At 68.3% G+C, this 16328-nt stretch carries 13 protein-coding genes; 10 read left to right on the top strand and 3 right to left on the bottom strand.

Annotated features, from left to right (window positions below):
- Window positions 1–59: 59 nt before the first annotated feature.
- Entirely contained in the window at window positions 60–1691 is a 1632-nt protein-coding gene (locus ACIBH4_RS38890; protein WP_362522159.1) for an ABC transporter substrate-binding protein, read from the bottom strand.
- Window positions 1692–2194: 503 nt separating this feature from the next.
- Between ACIBH4_RS38890 and ACIBH4_RS38885 the strand changes: the two genes are divergently transcribed.
- From ACIBH4_RS38885 to ACIBH4_RS38870, 4 genes are all read left to right on the top strand, one after another.
- Window positions 2195–3136 carry an ABC transporter permease gene (locus tag ACIBH4_RS38885; protein WP_362522161.1) on the top strand — a complete coding sequence of 314 codons (942 nt, stop codon included), beginning with the start codon at window positions 2195–2197 and terminating at the stop codon, window positions 3134–3136.
- Entirely contained in the window at window positions 3129–3980 is an 852-nt protein-coding gene (locus tag ACIBH4_RS38880; protein ID WP_362522163.1) for an ABC transporter ATP-binding protein, read from the top strand. The genes ACIBH4_RS38885 and ACIBH4_RS38880 overlap by 8 nt, the downstream gene beginning before the upstream one ends.
- Before the next feature lie 225 nt (window positions 3981–4205).
- Window positions 4206–4727, top strand: coding sequence for a YbhB/YbcL family Raf kinase inhibitor-like protein (locus ACIBH4_RS38875; protein WP_350950267.1), 522 nt, complete (start codon window positions 4206–4208; stop codon window positions 4725–4727).
- Window positions 4728–4829: 102 nt separating this feature from the next.
- On the top strand, window positions 4830–5009 hold the full coding sequence (locus ACIBH4_RS38870; RefSeq protein ID WP_329086969.1) for a hypothetical protein: 180 nt from the start codon (window positions 4830–4832) through the stop codon (window positions 5007–5009).
- Between the two features lie 140 nt (window positions 5010–5149).
- Here ACIBH4_RS38870 and ACIBH4_RS38865 read toward each other — a convergent pair whose 3' ends face one another.
- A complete protein-coding gene (locus tag ACIBH4_RS38865; RefSeq protein WP_362522166.1) occupies window positions 5150–6475 on the bottom strand; it encodes a lysine 2,3-aminomutase in 1326 nt (441 codons plus the stop codon).
- 175 nt (window positions 6476–6650) lie between these two features.
- On the opposite strand from ACIBH4_RS38865, the gene ACIBH4_RS38860 reads away from it, so the two are divergent.
- From ACIBH4_RS38860 to ACIBH4_RS38840, 5 genes are all read left to right on the top strand, one after another.
- Entirely contained in the window at window positions 6651–7223 is a 573-nt protein-coding gene (locus tag ACIBH4_RS38860; protein ID WP_362522168.1) for a DUF1707 domain-containing protein, read from the top strand.
- A gap of 99 nt (window positions 7224–7322) precedes the next feature.
- Window positions 7323–8399 carry a phosphate acyltransferase PlsX gene (plsX, locus tag ACIBH4_RS38855; protein WP_362522180.1) on the top strand — a complete coding sequence of 359 codons (1077 nt, stop codon included), beginning with the start codon at window positions 7323–7325 and terminating at the stop codon, window positions 8397–8399.
- A 271-nt stretch (window positions 8400–8670) separates the two neighbouring features.
- Window positions 8671–11076 carry an HAD-IC family P-type ATPase gene (locus tag ACIBH4_RS38850; protein WP_362770108.1) on the top strand — a complete coding sequence of 802 codons (2406 nt, stop codon included), beginning with the start codon at window positions 8671–8673 and terminating at the stop codon, window positions 11074–11076.
- Window positions 11073–12827: an arginine--tRNA ligase gene (gene argS, locus ACIBH4_RS38845; protein ID WP_362522172.1), complete on the top strand. Its 1755-nt coding sequence runs from the start codon at window positions 11073–11075 to the stop codon at window positions 12825–12827. The genes ACIBH4_RS38850 and argS overlap by 4 nt, the downstream gene beginning before the upstream one ends.
- A 143-nt stretch (window positions 12828–12970) precedes the next feature.
- A complete protein-coding gene (locus tag ACIBH4_RS38840) occupies window positions 12971–14599 on the top strand; it encodes a hypothetical protein (protein ID WP_362770106.1) in 1629 nt (542 codons plus the stop codon).
- A gap of 32 nt (window positions 14600–14631) precedes the next feature.
- On the opposite strand, the gene ACIBH4_RS38835 is transcribed toward ACIBH4_RS38840, so the two are convergent.
- Window positions 14632–15024, bottom strand: coding sequence for a cell division protein SepF (locus ACIBH4_RS38835; RefSeq protein ID WP_362522176.1), 393 nt, complete (start codon window positions 15022–15024; stop codon window positions 14632–14634).
- A gap of 202 nt (window positions 15025–15226) precedes the next feature.
- On the opposite strand from ACIBH4_RS38835, the gene ACIBH4_RS38830 reads away from it, so the two are divergent.
- The gene (locus tag ACIBH4_RS38830; RefSeq protein ID WP_362770104.1) at window positions 15227–16015 is read left to right on the top strand and encodes a PhzF family phenazine biosynthesis protein; all 789 of its coding nucleotides are present in this window, start codon (window positions 15227–15229) and stop codon (window positions 16013–16015) included.
- Window positions 16016–16328: the final 313 nt, after the last annotated feature.

Raw genomic sequence — 16328 nt, 5'->3', positions numbered from 1 at the left:
GCGAGATCGTTCCGGGCGGCCGGTGGGGCAGGGCTCCCGCCCGCCCCCTCAGCCGTTCGTCAGCCGGTCTTCTCGACCTCGGCCCACTCGATCTGGTTGAGAAGGTTGATCTTGACGCCCTTGACATGCTGGGAGAACGCGGCGTTGGTCCGGTAGAAGTACACCGGAATGTAGGGAAGTTCCTTGATCAGGATGTCGTCGGCCTGCTGGTAGAACTTCAGGCCCTCCTCCTGCGTCGAGGCGGTGTCACCCTTGGACAGAAGCTCGTCGAACTCCTTGTTCGACCAGCCGGCGTAGTTGGAGCCGGTCTTGATCGCGACGGTGGAGAAGATCGGGGTCAGGTAGTTCTCCGCCGACGGGTAGTCGATCGCCCAGCCCATCCGGAACATGCCGCCGTAGGTCTTCTTGTCGAGCTCGTCGAGGATCGAGGCGAACTTCTCGAAGGGCTTCACCGTCACCTCGATGCCCAGGTTGGCGCGGAGGCTGTTCGCGACGGCCTCGATCCACTCCTTGTGCGGGCCGTCGGTGTTGTAGCCCAGCTCCAGCGTCTTGGGACCGTTGTTCTCCGCGTACTGCGCCTTGGCCTTGTCGGGGTCGTAGCCGCAGGCCGCGCAGGCGCCGGCGCGGTAGCCGTCGAGGAGGGGGTTGATGAAGTCGTCGGCCGGGGCGCGCGTGCCGGAGAAGACCTTCTCCGCGATGGTCTTGCGGTCGATGGCCATGGAGATGGCCTCGCGGACCTTCACGTTCGCGTACGTCTTGTTGTACTGCATCGGGAAGCCGATGTAGCCGACGCCGGCGTCCGCCTCGTCCATGTAGCGCTCGCCGAGCTCGGACTTCGCCCTCGCGATCGCCGACGGGGGCAGCGAGTCGTGGATGTCGAGGTTGCCCGCGGCCAGGTCGTTGAACGCGGTCTCCGGGCTCGTGTAGAGCTTGAACTGGAGCTTGGCGAACTTCGGCTTCGTCCCGGCGAAGGCGTCGTACCGGGTGAGGTCGATCGTCTGGTCGGTGCCCTTGTTGTAGGGCTTGTCGATCTGGAAGTAGCCCTGGCCGATCGGCTTCCTGGCGTACTCCTCGGTGATCTTACCGTCGGGGCCGAAGGCCGCCTTGGGCAGCGGGTAGAACGCCGTGTAGCCCAGCATCGTCTTGAACTGCGAGAACGGCTTGCCGAGAGTGACGGTGAAGGTGCTCTCGTCGACGACCTTGAGGCCCTTCATCTCCTTGGTGGAGACGGTCTGGCCCTCGCCGGGGTTCAGGTCGGCCCAGCCGTCGATCCGGCTGAAGAAGCCGTTGGCGCCCTGGACGTTGTCCTGGTTGGCGGCGTAGTTCCACGCGTCGACGTAGTTCTGCGCGATCAGCTTCTCGCCGTTGTGCCAGGTGTAGCCCGGCTTGAGCTTGATCGTCCACACCGTGTTGTCCGGCGACTCGATCGACTCGGCGACCTCGTCCACGACCTGCTTGTTCTCGTCGTAGCCGACCAGCGGGGCGAAGATGGCGGCGAGGACCTCGGAGCCTTCGGACTCGGTGGTGTCACCGGGATAGAAGAGCTTCTGCGGCTCACCGAGCTCCATCCGTACGGGCTGGTCGGCCCCTGCCGCCCCACCGTCCGGGGACGTCGAACCACCACACGCGGTCAGCGCGAGGGCGAGCAACGCGGCGCCGGCGGTGAACCGGGCACTCTTGGTAACACGCATTGCGGTAAATCCTCCCTTTGCAGGCTTGCGTCGACACTGAGCTCCGTGACCCCGAGCACCGCGAAGGAGGATCTTGTGGTCCCTGCTTCCCGCTGCCGTTGTCCGGGTGCTGACGCCACACCGATCGCTCGCGACTATCCCCTACTGCTCCACACCGACTTATATCTGTGATGTTGCAGTTCGGTCACGCATTGACTGACTCGATGTCATATGCCTGTCAACTCAACGAGACCAAGACCTCGGATGTACATGAAAACGACATCCAGGCACACGTAGGACGTGAACGGTCACGCCAAAATACCCCCGCGCCGACACTGATCGCATCCGTTGCCCTCCCATGACCCTGACCTGGGCCTGCGCTGACCTGACCGCGAAGGGCCAGGTCTCCCGCAGAAGAACCGCACAATTGCCCTGGAACCTGTTGCCCGGAGATCCCGTCCAATGTGTGCGGCGAACCCCCGCCGCAGGCACTTCATTCACTCGCATCCAATAGAGTCCTTGCCATGAGCCAGCCGGAATCCGCGATCGCGGACGCCCAGGCGGGCGGCCCGAGTAACGGCACCCCCGCCCAGGGGCAAGAGCCGCTGGCCAAGCTCGCCGCGCGTCACGGTCTTCGGCGTGCCATCGCACGCCCGAGTCTGCCCGTCTATCTGCGCCAACTGTGGGAACGACGCCACTTCATCACGACGTACGCCACCTCGCGCAACGTCTCGAAGTACAGCAACTCGGCCCTGGGCCAGCTGTGGCAGGTCCTCACCCCGTTGATGAACGCCGCCATCTACTTCCTGATGTTCGGCGTGATCCTGGGCGCGAGCAAGGGCATCCCCAACTACCCGGCCTTCCTCATCACCGGGATGTTCGTCTTCACCTACACGCAGCGCTCGGTGAGCAGCGGCGCGAAGGCGATCTCCGGCAACCTGTCGCTGATCCGGGCCCTGCACTTCCCGCGCGCCTCGCTCCCGCTCGCCTACACGATCCAGGAGTTCCAGCAGCTGCTCATCTCCATGGGCGTGCTGTTCGGGCTGGTGCTGATCACCGGTGAGAAGATCACCCTGCTGTGGCTGCTCATTCCGGTCGCCCTGGCGCTGCAGACCATGTTCAACGTCGGTGCGAGCCTGGTGCTCGCCAGGGTCGGCTCCACCGCCCGCGACCTGAACCAGCTGCTCCCCTTCATCATGCGCACCTGGCTCTACGCCTCCGGGGTCTTCTTCTCCATCGAGGACAGGGTCGTGGGCCCCAACGGCGCCGGCCTCCCCCAGTGGGTCGCCGACGTCATGTACTTCAACCCCGCCGCCGCGTACATCGAGCTCATGCGGGACCTGCTCATGCACACCCACCCGGCCCGTCCCTACATCTGGGCGGTCTGCGTATTCTGGGCGTTGTTCGCTCTGCTCGGCGGCTTCTGGTACTTCTGGCGAGCCGAGGAGAAGTACGGCCGTGGCTGAGTTGACCGAGGAGCTGTCCCGAGTGAAGGCCGAGGAGCCCGCCGTGCCGAGCACGGACGTCAGGGTGCACCCCAACCCGGAACCCGCCCCTGTCCCCGAGGGCGCCCCCACGGTCATCGTGGACGACCTGCACATCATCTACCGGGTGTACGGCGCGGCGAGCGACGTGGAGAAGGGCAACGCCGTCAACGCCCTCATGCGCCTCGTCAAGCGCCAGGGACGGCCGCAGATGAAGGAGGTGCACGCCGTGCGCGGCGTCTCCTTCGTGGCCCGCCACGGCGACGCCATCGGCATCGTCGGCCGCAACGGCTCCGGCAAGTCCACGCTGCTGCGCGCCATCGCCGGGCTGCTGCCCCCGCACTCCGGCGCCGTCTACACCGACGGCCAGCCCTCCCTCCTCGGCGTCAACGCCGCGCTGATGCGCGAGCTCACCGGCGAGCGCAACATCGTGCTCGGCTGCTACGCGATGGGCATGAACCCCAAGCAGGTCAAGGAGAAGTACGACGACATCGTCGACTTCTCCGGCATCGGGGAGTTCGTGCAGTTCCCCATGTCGACATACTCCTCGGGCATGGGCGCCAGGCTCCGTTTCGCCATCGCCTCGGCGAAGTCCCACGACGTGCTGCTCATCGACGAGGCCCTCGCCACCGGTGACCGCGAGTTCCGGCGCAAGAGCCAGGACCGCATCAAGAAGATGCGCGACGAGGCCGGCACCGTCTTCCTCGTCGCCCACAACCTCGACGTGATCGAGGAGACCTGCAACCGGGTCCTCTGGCTGCACAAGGGCAAGATCAAGATGGACGGCGACCCGAAGACGGTCCTCGCCGCCTACAACAAGGTCTGATCGCGCCCGCGACGGGAGCCCGATCACGCGGGTGATCGGACGAATCCGAGCCACGAGCTCGACCGGCGGCCTTCGACGACACCGGTCCGATCGACGATCACGCGCCCTTTGACCACGGGTCTCCGATCACGCGGTCTTCGATCACCGGGGCGTTGATCGCTACGCGGTCCGTGGGCAGGGCAGGATGAGAAGCGACCGACAAGACGCTTCCATCGGAGGTGAATCGTGTCCACGCGGCCACCGATTCCATATGACTTCCTGCCCCAGGTCCCCGCGCTGACCGTCGAGAGCGACGACGTCCGCGACGGTGAGCGCATGGCGGAGACCCACGTGTTCAACGACTGGGGCTCCACCGGCCAGAACGTCTCTCCCCACCTGCGCTGGTCCGGCGCTCCCGAGGGCACCCTCAGCTACGCCGTGACGTGCTTCGACCCCGACGCCCCCACCGGCAGCGGGTTCTGGCACTGGCTGCTGTTCGACATCCCGGCCGACGTGACCGAGCTGCCCGCCGGCGCGGGTGCCGGTGACGGCGGCGTGGGCGTGCACGGGCGCAACGACTACAGCCACAACGCCTACGGCGGCGCCGCACCGCCGCCCGGCGACCCGCACCGCTACATCTTCGCGGTGCACGCCCTCGACGTGGAGAAGCTCGGTGTCGGCGCCGACGCCCCGCCCGCCGTGGTCGGTTTCAACATCACCGCCCACACTCTGGCCCGCGGATACGTGACGCCCGAGTACCAGAACTAGCGATCCGGCACGTCCCCGGGCGGGACACGGGAGGCAATTGACTGACAGCGTGTTCGGTGTTCCGGTATGATTCGAACGTTGTTTCGATCCAAGGAAGCCGTCATGGAGTGGGGGCGCGCGATGCGAGAGCTGTCCACCGCGATCGACCACCTGTCCGTCGAGGACCCATCAGAGATTCCGCGTCTCCAGCTGACCGAGCAGCTCATCGAGCTGCACTGGCAGATGGCCAGACTCCAGGCCGAGATCGCCCGTCGCACCTCCGTACGAGGCCCGGGACGCTGAGCCGGCGGGGAGGCCGGGTCGGTGGCCACCGACCCGGCCTCCCCCCGTTTCGCCGACCCTCCGCCGGCCAAGCCCCACGGGGCCACCTGGGCCCACCGGGAGGCGGGACAAGCCGCCGAGAGGACGGCACCGAGGGCGGATCAGGCAGAGAGCCGCTGGGGGGCGGCGGTGGCGAGCTCGAAGGGGAAGCGGTCGGCGAAGGCCGGGCGCAGGTCGGTGAGCCACACGGCGTTCGGGTCGTACCTCGCGAAGAAGGGGCGCCCGACCAGCTCGGGATCGCGCGCCTGGATGAGGTGGAGCACGAAGACCTTCTGCCCCGCGACCTCGGCGACGCCGTCCAGGCAGACCTTGCCGGGCGTGGCGGACATCGACGGGCCCCGCACGGTGCGGCACAGCCCGGAAACGCTCGCGTAGGCGTCCCTGAAGATCTCATAAGCCCTCGCGAGCGGCACCGCGAAGTAGTCCTGCGGTCCGGTGTCGCGCTCGACGAACATGTAGTACGGGACCATGCCCATGGTGAGCTGCCTGCGCCACATGGCCGCCCAGGCCCCGGGGTCGTCGTTGATCGACCGGATCAGCGGCGCCTGCGTCCTGACGACCGCGCCGGTGGCGGTGATCCTCGCGACGGCGGCCTCGACGATCGGGAGTTCCAGCTCTCTGGGGTGCGAGAAGTGCGCCATGAAGGCCAGGTTCTTGCCCGCCTCGACCACGGAGGCGAACAGGCGGAGCGTGTCGTCGCTGTCGGGGTCGGAGACGAACCGCTGCGGCCAGTAGGCCAGTGACTTGGTGCCGATGCGGATGGATTCGAGCTGCTCGACGTCGAGCAGCGGCTCCAGGTAGCGGCGGAGCACCGGCTCACCCATGATCATGGGATCTCCGCCGGTGAACAGCACACTGGTCACCTCGGGGTGGTCCTTGAGATAGCGGAGGAGGGCGTCGACGTCGTCGGAGGCGAACTTCAGGTCGGGCTCCCCGATGAACTGTGCCCACCGGAAGCAGTAGGTGCAGTAGGCGTGGCACGTCTGCCCCTGCTTGGGGAAGAAGAGCACCGTCTCGGGGTATTTGTGCTGCATGCCGGGCACCGCCTCCCCTGCGACGCGCGGGACGTTGAGGTCGAGCTGCCCGGCGGGATGCGGGTTGAGCCCCGCCCTCACCTTGTTCGCGGCCGCCTGGATCTCCGCGTTCCCCGCCCCGGCCTCCAGGAGACCCGCCAGCCTGGTGACATCCGCCTCGGGCAGCATGTCCTCCTGGGGGAAGACCAGCCGATAGATGGGATCCTCGGGGATGGCGGACCAGTCGATGAGCTGATCCACCACGTAGGCATTGGTACGGAAGGGTAACACCGTGGCCACCGCTCTGATCCGGAGCCGCTCGGCGTCGTCCAGACCGCCTCTGCGCAGCAGGTCGTCGAGATGTTTCACGGTGTAGGCACGGAACCCACGCTTGGCGCCTTCGTTCAAGATCACCAGTCCTTCGCCGAGATTTTTGTCGCTGTCGCTGTAAACCTTGCCAGCCTTTCGCGCGTCACGTGCACGTTACATACACGACGTAAATCGACCTACGGTCGGTTCCATATCTAGGTAATTTCTTCTGCCGTGATGGATATCGCGATATATCTTGAATAGCCGTACACTCGCAGTCATGACGTCCTACGACCCCGTTCTGCGCGCCTCGGACGCCGACCGCGACCATGCATCCGCAGTGCTGAGTGAGGCATTCGCCGCCGGCCGCCTGACCAGCGTCGAGCACGCCGACCGCCTGGAAGCCGCCTACGCCGCCGTCACGATGAACGATCTCGCCCCCCTCACCCGCGACCTGCCCGACACCACCGCTCCCGCCCGCGTGGCCACCGCCGAGCGGCAGGAGGTCGCCGCCGTCTTCAGCAAGGTCGTGCGCGGCGGGCGCTGGATCGCCGGGCGGCACACCGCGCTGAGCGCCACCTTCGGCGCGCTGATCGTCGACCTGTCCGAGGCGGTTCTCCCCGGCAGGGAGATCACCCTTGAGGTCAACTCCTACTGCGGCAAGCTGATCGTCAGGGTCCCCCGCAACGCCCATGTCATCGACGAGGTCGACGCCCTGTTCGCCAAACGCGCCGTCTCCGGCGGCACGGGCGACGGAGAAGGGCCGGTCATCAGGGTTGTCGGCCGGGCCGCCTTCGGCAAGATCATTGTCTCGCGGGAGAGAAGCGACTGGAATCTCCCCGGCACTCCCTGATCGACCCGACGGACCGATCAGGTCCTGAACCCGCCTACGATGCGGACAAACCATCCCGCACGAGGTGACCGCTTGCCTGAGACCCATGCTCCCGGCGTCATGCCCATCGCCCTGGACGCGATGGGCGGCGACAACGCTCCCGACGAGATCGTGGCGGGAGCCGTGCGGGCGGTACGAGAGCACGGGATCTCCATCGTGCTCGTCGGCGCTCCCCGCCCCCTCGCCGAGGCGCTCTCCCAGCACGACGCGACCACCGAGATCCCGATCGTACGAGCCGAGGAGGCCCTCGCCATGGACGAGGGCGCGCTCGCCAGCCTGCGCCGCCCCCGCTCCAGCATCGCCGTCGCCTGCCACCTCGTACGGCGAGGCGACGCCTGCGCCGTGGTCTCCGCAGGCTCCACCGCCGGGATCGTGGCGACGGGAAAGCTCCGGCTGCGTGGCCAGCCGGGGGTGCTCAGGCCCGCCATCGCCGTCGCCCTGCCGACCAGGCCCACCCCGACCGTCCTGCTGGACGCCGGGGCGAACGCCGAGGTCAAGCCGGAAATGCTGGTGCAGTTCGCCCACCTCGGCGCCGCCTACGCGGAAACCGCCCTGGGCATCGAGAGCCCCAGGGTCGGCCTGCTCACCATCGGCAGCGAACCGGAGAAGGGCAACAAGCTCGTCAAGCGAGCCCACGAGCTGCTGTCGGCGGCCCCCGGCCTCGACTTCGCGGGCAACATCGAGGGGCACGACCTGCTCACCCGCACCGTGAACGTCATCGTCACCGACGGCTTCACCGGCAACGTGGCACTCAAGACCATGGAGGGCAGCGTCCGCTACGCCTTCTCGGAGCTCCGCGAGACGATCAACGAGAGCCGGACGGCCAGGGTGGGCGGCCTGTTGCAGAGGAGGCGCATCAGGGAGCTCTACCGGCGGCTCGACCCCGAGGTCCACGGCGGAGCCGTACTTCTCGGCCTGAACGGCACCGTGGTCATCGCGCACGGCGCCTCGCAGGCGAAGGGAGTGAGCGCGGCCTGCGTGCTCGCGGCCACGCTGGCCCGGGAGGGCGTGGTCAACCGCATCGGCGAGCGCCTCGCCTCAGCCCCCCGCCCGCACCGCCTCTGGGGACACCCACGCGTGCTGCCGTCTCCGGTGCCCCCCACCCACGGCACCGTCTCCGGTGACACCCAGGCATGACACCGTCTCCGGTGACACCCGCGCCCGGCAACCGCAGCCTCTCCGGCGACACCCGGACGGCCCCGCGCACACGGCCATCCGGCGACACCTACGCCGGTCCCATCCGCCACACCGACATCCGCACCGAATCCCCAGCAAGACACCGGCTCAGATGACACCCGCGCACGAGCCGCCTACCTGGGGTGATATTTCCGATGTATCTGCACACACCTTCCACCGAATTTTCCGGCCCCGCGTACCCTGAGTCCCAGTCGATCGGGCGGGGGACTGGGTGGAGCAGGTGGCGGAGCGGGGACTGACCTCGGCCGAGGTCGCCGAGCGGGTGGCCGCGGGGCAGGTCAACGACGTCAGGCGCAGGTCGAGCAGGTCCGTCTCGGCGATCCTCAGATCCAACGTCCTCACCCTTTTCAACGGGGTGATCGGGGCCCTCTGGGTGTTGATCATGATCTTCGGGGAGTGGCAGGACGGCCTCTTCGGACTGGTGATCGTGGCCAACGCGGGCATCGGCATCATCCAGGAGCTCCGCGCCAAGCGCACCCTCGACCGGCTCGCCATCGTCAACGAGTCCCCGGTCAAGGTCCGCAGGGACGGCGTCGACACCGACATCCCGCCCCAGCGGGTCGTACTCGGCGACCTCGTCCTGCTCCGCCCCGGCGACCAGCTGCTCGTCGACGGCGAGGTGGTGGACGCCGACGGGCTGGAGGTCGACGAGTCACTGCTGACCGGCGAGGCCGACCCGGTGCACAAGCGTCCCGGCGACCCCGGCGACCCCGGCGACCCCGGCGACGAGGTCCTCTCCGGCAGCTTCGTGGTCGCCGGGAGAGGCGCCTACGTCGCGACCAGAGTCGGCCGCGACGCCTATGCGGCCAGACTCGCCGAGGAGGCCAGCGCGTTCAGTCTGTCCCACTCGGAGCTGCGCGAAGGCGTGACGCGATTCATCAAGTACGTCACCTGGCTGGTCATCCCGATCGGCGCCCTGCTCACCTGGAGCCAGGTCAGCAGGCAGACGAGTGTCGGCGAGGCCGTCACCGGCACGGTCGCGGGTATCGTCACCATGATCCCCGAGGGCCTGGTCCTGATGACCAGCATCGCCTTCGCCGTCGGCGTGATCCGGCTGGGCAGGCGCCGCTGCCTGGTCCAGGAACTGCCCGCGATCGAGATCCTGGCCCGGGTCGACACGCTCTGCCTCGACAAGACCGGCACCCTCACCTCGGGCGGGATGGAACTCGACGAGATCCGCCCGCTCCGCGACGACCTGCCCGTGCACGAGGCACTCGCCGCGCTGGCCAACATCGATCCCCACCCCAACCCCACCGCCCTCGCCGTCCAGGCCCGATACCCCGACTCCCCCGACTGGACCGCCCTCACCAAGGTCCCCTTCTCCTCGGCCCGCAAGTGGAGCGGAGCCGAATTCGACGGCCACGGCGGCTGGGTCCTGGGCGCCCCCGACGTCCTCCTGCCGCCCGGCAGCCCGGCGTACGAGGAGGCGGGGGCGCTCGCCGCCACCGGCCTGCGGGTGCTCGCCCTGTGCCGGGTCGCCTCGCTGCGCGACCCCGACGACCTCGGCACCGTCGAGGCCGCGGCCGTCGTCGTGCTCAAGCAGCGGATCCGCCCCGACGCGGCCGAGACCCTCGCCTACTTCGCCGAGCAGCGCGTCACCCTCAAGGTCATCTCCGGCGACAACCCGGAGTCGGTGTCGGCGATCGTCACCTCTCTGGGCATTCCCGGTGGGGAGCGCGCGGTGGACGCCCGCACCCTGCCGGACGACGACCCCGAGAAGCTCGCCGAGATCATGGAGACCCACACCGTCTTCGGCAGGGTCAGCCCGCACCAGAAGCGGCTGTTCGTCGGCGCGCTCCAGTCGCGCGGGCACACGGTCGCGATGACCGGCGACGGCGTGAACGACGTGCTCGCGCTCAAGGACGCCGACCTCGGCGTGGCGATGGGCTCCGGCAGCGGCGCCACCCGGGCGGTCGCCCAGATCGTGCTGATGGACGACGGCTTCGCCGGTCTCCCCTCCGTGGTGGGCGAGGGCCGCCGGGTGCTGGCCAACATCGAGCGGGTCTCCGGGCTCTTCCTGACCAAGACCTTCTACGCGATCGTGCTCTCCCTGCTCACCGGGGTCATCGGGCTCGCGTTCCCGTTCGCTCCCCGGCACTCCACGCTCATCAACGCGCTGACGATCGGCATCCCCGCCTTCTTCCTCGCGCTCGCACCGAGCAACGAGCGCGCCAGAAGCGGCTTCGTACCCCGCGTCCTGCGCCTGGCGGTCCCCGCCGGGATCGTCTGCGCCACCGCCGTCTACCTGTCGTACTGGATCGCCCAGAGCGGGTCCTCCCCCCTGGAGGAGAGCCGCACCTCGGCGGTGATCACGCTGTTCGTGGCCGCCTGGTGGGTGCTGGCCCTGGTCGCCCGCCCCTACGTGTGGTGGCGGGTCGCGCTCGTGGCCTCCATGGCCGGGATGTTCGCGCTCGCCCTCACCATCCCGTTCGTCCGCGAGTTCTTCGCGCTCACCATCGCGAGCCCTGCCGCCGGTCTCACCGCGGCCGGACTCGGCGTCACCGCCGGGGCCGTGCTGACGGGCGTCTTCATGATCACTCGATCCCGTCGAAGCGCGCCGATCCAGGGTGATATCCAATCTGTTCAGGACCGGCCAGCCGATACCCTTAGGGCATGACCGACCCGCAGCTCGCACTGACCGAGCGCGTCCAGCAGGCACTGGCCGCCGCCTTCGGTGCGGAATACTCCGAAGCAGACCCGCTGATCCGCCCCTCGCAGTTCGCCGACTACCAGGCGAACGTGGCGATGAGCCTGAGCAAGCGACTGCGAAGGGCCCCGCGGGAGGTCGCCCAGGAGATCGCCGAGCACCTCACCGGCCGGGCAGGAGACGCCCAGGACGACCCGTTCCCCGGCAGCGTCGAGGTGAGCGGCCCCGGTTTCCTCAACCTCACCCTCTCCGACGAATGGATCGCGGCGCGGGCCTCCGAGATCCTCGCCGACCCGCGCGTCGGCGTGGGCCTGTCCAGCCCGCCGCAGACCATCGTGATCGACTACTCCGCGCCCAACGCGGCCAAGGAGATGCACGTCGGCCACCTGCGCACGACGATCGTGGGTGACGCGCTCGCCCGGGTCCACGAGCACCTGGGCAACAAGGTCATCCGGCAGAACCACCTCGGCGACTGGGGCACGCCGTTCGGCATGCTCATCGAGCACCTCCTCGACATCGGCGAGGAGGCCGCCGTCGCCCAGCTGGAGGCCGGGGAGGGCAACGCCTACTACCAGGCGGCCCGCCTGAAGTTCGACACCGACCCCGAGTTCAACGCGCGCGCCCGCGCGCGGGTCATCACCCTGCAGGCCGAGGAGCCGGAGACGATGCGCCTGTGGCGCATCTTCATGGACGCCACGCTCCGCTACTTCAACAAGGTCTACGTCCAGCTCGGTGTGACGCTGACCGACGACGACATCGCCGGCGAGAGCATGTACAAGCACGTGCTCGCCCAGGTCTGCGACGAGTTGCAGGAGCGCGGCGTCGCCGTCCTCAGCGACGGCGCGCTCTGCGTCTTCCCGCCCGGTTACACCGGCCGCGAGGGTCAGCCGCTGCCCCTGATGATCCGCAAGAGCGACGGCGGGTACGGCTACGGCACCACCGACATGGCCACGATCCGCTACCGGGTCCAGGACCTCAAGGTCGACCGCATCCTCTACGTGATCGGCGCGACCCAGTCGCTGCACATGTCGTTGGTGTTCGACTCGGCCAGGATGGCGGGCTGGCTGCCCGACCACGTCAGGGCCGAGCACATCCAGATCGGCAGCGTGCTGGGCTCCGACGGCAAGATGTTCAAGACCAGGAGCGGTAAGTCCATCAAGCTCGTGGAGCTGCTCGACGAGGCCGAGACCAGGGCCGCCGAGGTGCTCAGGGACAGCGACTACACCGACGCCGAGCGCACGAGGATCGCGCACGACGTCGGCATGGGCGCGGTCAAGTACGCCGACCTGTCGGTCAGCCACGACAGCGAGTACGTCTTCGACTTCGACCGCATGCTCGCCCTCACCGGCAACACCGGCCCCTACCTGCAGTACGCCCAGGCCCGCATCCGCTCCATCTTCCGCAGGGGCGGGGTGGACCCGGCCGAAGCCACCGGCCCGATCGTGCTCGGCCATCCGGCCGAGCGTGCCCTGGCGCTGCAGCTCCTCGGGTTCGGCTCGGTCGTCGAGGAGATGGCGGAGAACTCGGCGCCGCACAAGACGGCCTCCTACCTCTTCGACACCGCGAGCGCCTTCACCACGTTCTTCGAGAACTGCCCGGTGCTGAGGGAGGACGTCGAGCCGGCCGTCCGCGCCTCACGGCTCGCCCTGTGTGCACTGACCCTGAAGGTCATGGAGACCGGCCTGAGCCTTCTTGGCGTCCCGGTGCCCGAGCGCATGTAACCTGTCCACCAGATGATCGTCTTTATTGAGAAAGTGAAGGCGATCATCTGGCAAAGTCATGTTCGGCGCGCCTCCCTGCGGGGATATCCGAAGCGCAATACGCTGGCGCGGTCATCGGTCACAACTTCGAGGAGCTCTCTGCCTTGAGCACGGACCTGACCGCGAACCTGAGCACGGACACCGCGAACTCCAGCACCGCCCCGGCCGCTGACCCGAGCGCGGACACCGCGAACCCCGGCACCGACCTGACCGCGGATCTGAACACGGACACCGCGAACCCCGGCACCGACCTGACCGCGGGCCTGAGCAGGGACACCGCGAACCTTGGCACCGGGTTGGGAACGACTTCAGGCATCGACTCGCTCCTCACCGATCTGGCCACCGGCATCGTGCCCCTCGGGATGCCGGTGGACTTCGAGACCGCCTCCGATCACTGGCTCGCCCCGGCCGTCGAGGCGCTCGTGCTGATCACGCGTGGCGAGGAGTCGCTCGAACCCCTCGCCCGCGCCGCGCAACGCGACGAGCAGCGGACCGCCCTCTTCCTCTGCCTCGCCCTCGCCGTGGCCGGCCAGGGCGACCGCATCCACGCCTCATGGCTCGGCACCGCCTTCGGGGAGCTCTCCCTGGAACGCCCGGTGACCCACGGCCAGCGGGCGCTCTGGCTCGCCGCCGCCCGGGGGGCGTACGGCCCGGCGGGCAAGATCTTCGTTCTCCGCAAGCTCGACGCGATGACCGCCTCTCCCGTGTCCGAGCCAGACCGGTGGCTGCGTGCGCTCATCCCCGACGAGCCCTCCGCGGCCGTGTCACCGGCTCTGGCCGATTTCGAGGAGCTCGCTGGGCTTCCCGAGCTGGCCGACCCCGTACACGCCGCCGCCCGGCTCACCCACCTGCTCGACCGCTGCACCGAGATCACCTCGGCCCGCGAAAGCAGGGGCGATGGCACCGTCGTCACCGAGAAGACGAGTTCCGTGAGCGGTCCCACGAGCGGTTCCGCGGCCCGGCCTGACGGTGACACCGTCGGCGAGGCGCCCGGCCCTACGGGGGGAGCGAGCCGCGACCTGGGCGATCTCGCGTTCGTCACCGCCGCGCAGACGGACCGTTCAAGCGAGGCGACCGTCGTGTGGAGCCAGGACGAGCCGCTGACCGTGCTCCGCCGGCTGGCCGGTGCGGACGCCCCGGAACGGCCGATGAGGTCGCTCACCGAGCACCTGCTCGGCGACCTGCGCCCCGGCTCCCACCCCTCCCTGGCCGCGATCGCGCTGCACGTGGCCGCGCCCATCGTGCGGACGGCGGGTGAGAGCCTCGCCGAGGCCACCCGCGCCGAGGCCCCCGAGTCGGTCACCATACCGATCCTCGGCTACCGTGTGACGCTCAGGCCCGAGGGCCCTGATCCCGAGTCGCTGGGCGCCGCCGAGGAGCGGATCACCACCGAGGGCGCTCCGGCCCGCGGCCGCCCCTGGGCCGCCTACGCACTGCTCGCCCTCGCTCCGGTGATCCTGGTGGTCGCGCTCGTCCTCCCCGTCCTCCCTCTCGCGCTGCTCGCACTCCTGCCGGCCGCCGGAGGCGCCTACAGACTGTGGCGTAGGCGGCAGCGTGAGCGAGCCCACGCGGAATACGTCGTCACGCGGCTCTCCGAGCTCAGAGAACTCGCCCAGGGCGCGGTGTGGGCACTGCACGAGTACGCCCACGAGTCGGAGGGCCGGATCAAGACGGCGACCTCCGACCTGGCCGAACTCATCCGCCTGCTCCGCAGGGGTCCTCGGGCGGGCTGACCGCCCGCGATATGCGGGCGGCAGCCTCGATGTCAGCCGTTGGTGATCTCCACCTCGGCCGGAGCCAGCAGAAAGACCTTCTCCGCGATCCGCTCGATGCGCCCCTCGCAGCCGTACGCCAGCCCGGCGACGAAGTCGACCATGCGGGTGGCCTCGGCGGTGCTCATCCCGCTCACGTCCATGATGACGGTCTGACCTTCGCGGAAGTGCTGCCCGATGACCGGTGCGTCGTTGTACTTCATCGGTGTCAGCATCACGATCCGCGAGGGCTCGTTCATCGCGCGCCAGCGCTTGGCTGCGCGCTCCGAGGCAGACTGCCAGTCTTCCTCTTCGCCCTCGATCTCGTCCCCGTAGTCGTAGGACTCGTCATAATGCTCGGCCCCGCCCAGGCCAAGGTAGCTCGCCACCTTGCGCACTGCCCCCATCGGCTCGTCCTTTCGCCAGGACCACGCCGTGCCCGGCCTGTCCCTACACCTTGGACGGTAACCGACGACATGAAGTTCGCCACGCGACACGCCCAGCGCTTATTTCCATTTTGTACGGCTACCGCACTGGTCTGATCTACGACTTTGCCCGATCCCCTGACCTAACTTCAACCGATATCTCCAGCGCCGCTAGCATCGCGTCATGCTCATCTACACGGTCGATTCGTTTACCGATGAATTTTTCAAGGGTAACCCCGCCGGGGTCTGCATACTCAGCGATCCGGTTCCTGACGCCTGGATGCAGTCCGTAGCGGCGGAGATGAGGCACTCCGAGACAGCCTTCCTGCTTGGAGCCGAGGACGGCGGACCGTACCAGCTCCGATGGTTCACGCCGGTGACCGAGGTCACCCTGTGTGGGCATGCGACCCTGGCCGTGGCGCATGTGCTGTATTCCACGGGAACGGTCCCAGAAACCCTCGAATTCTCAACGAAGAGCGGAATCCTGTCCGTGACCAGGGATAAATCCGGTTTAATCCACATGGATTTCCCGGCAAAGGTACTCCAAGCGACACCCCCTCCAGAGGGACTGATCGATGCGCTGGGACTTAAACCTGTTTGGACAGGAAAAAATGTTTGGGACTACCTCGTGGAGGTCGAGTCCGAGGAGGCCGTGCTCGCCGCCGCCCCTGACTTCCGGGCGCTGGAGGCCGTCAACGCACGAGGAGTCATCGTGACGGCTCGGGCCTCGCGTCCGGGCGCCGACTACGTGTCCCGGTTCTTCGCTCCCACGGCCGGAGTTCCCGAGGACCCGGTGACGGGGTCCGCCCACTGCGCCCTCGCGCCGTACTGGTCGGCCAAGCTCGGTTCCGACAGCCTGGTGGGTGCCCAGCTGTCAGAGCGTGGGGGCGTGGTCCGCACGACCGTGCGAGGAGACCGGGTCGAACTCGCGGGAAACGCGGTGACCGTTCTTTCCGGCGAGCTCCACGTCTAGGGTTGTGCGTCGAGGGTTTCGTCGTGCCCAGGCCGATCCGGTGACCACCGTCAGAACGTGACGCCCGTGAAGCGAAAAGGGCTTCCGTCTCACGGCGAGCCCCTTCCCCTCACAAAGGCCCGGGAGCTCCCCTGGAGCCCTTGCTCCTACGCGTCTGCCGGCCCCGGCCTTCAACGCCCGGAAGTCCGGGACACCGCTGGGCCACCCGGGAGCGCCGCTGAAAAAAAGGGGGGCCGTGAAAGCACGAAAGGGCCCCCACCACATGGTGGGAGCCCTTTTCGTAAAAGATTGTCCGGCGGTGACCTACTCTCCC

Source organism: Streptosporangium sp. NPDC050284 (assembly GCF_044459525.1).
Classification (GTDB): domain Bacteria; phylum Actinomycetota; class Actinomycetes; order Streptosporangiales; family Streptosporangiaceae; genus Streptosporangium.
This window is presented reverse-complemented; position numbering and strand designations above follow the sequence as displayed.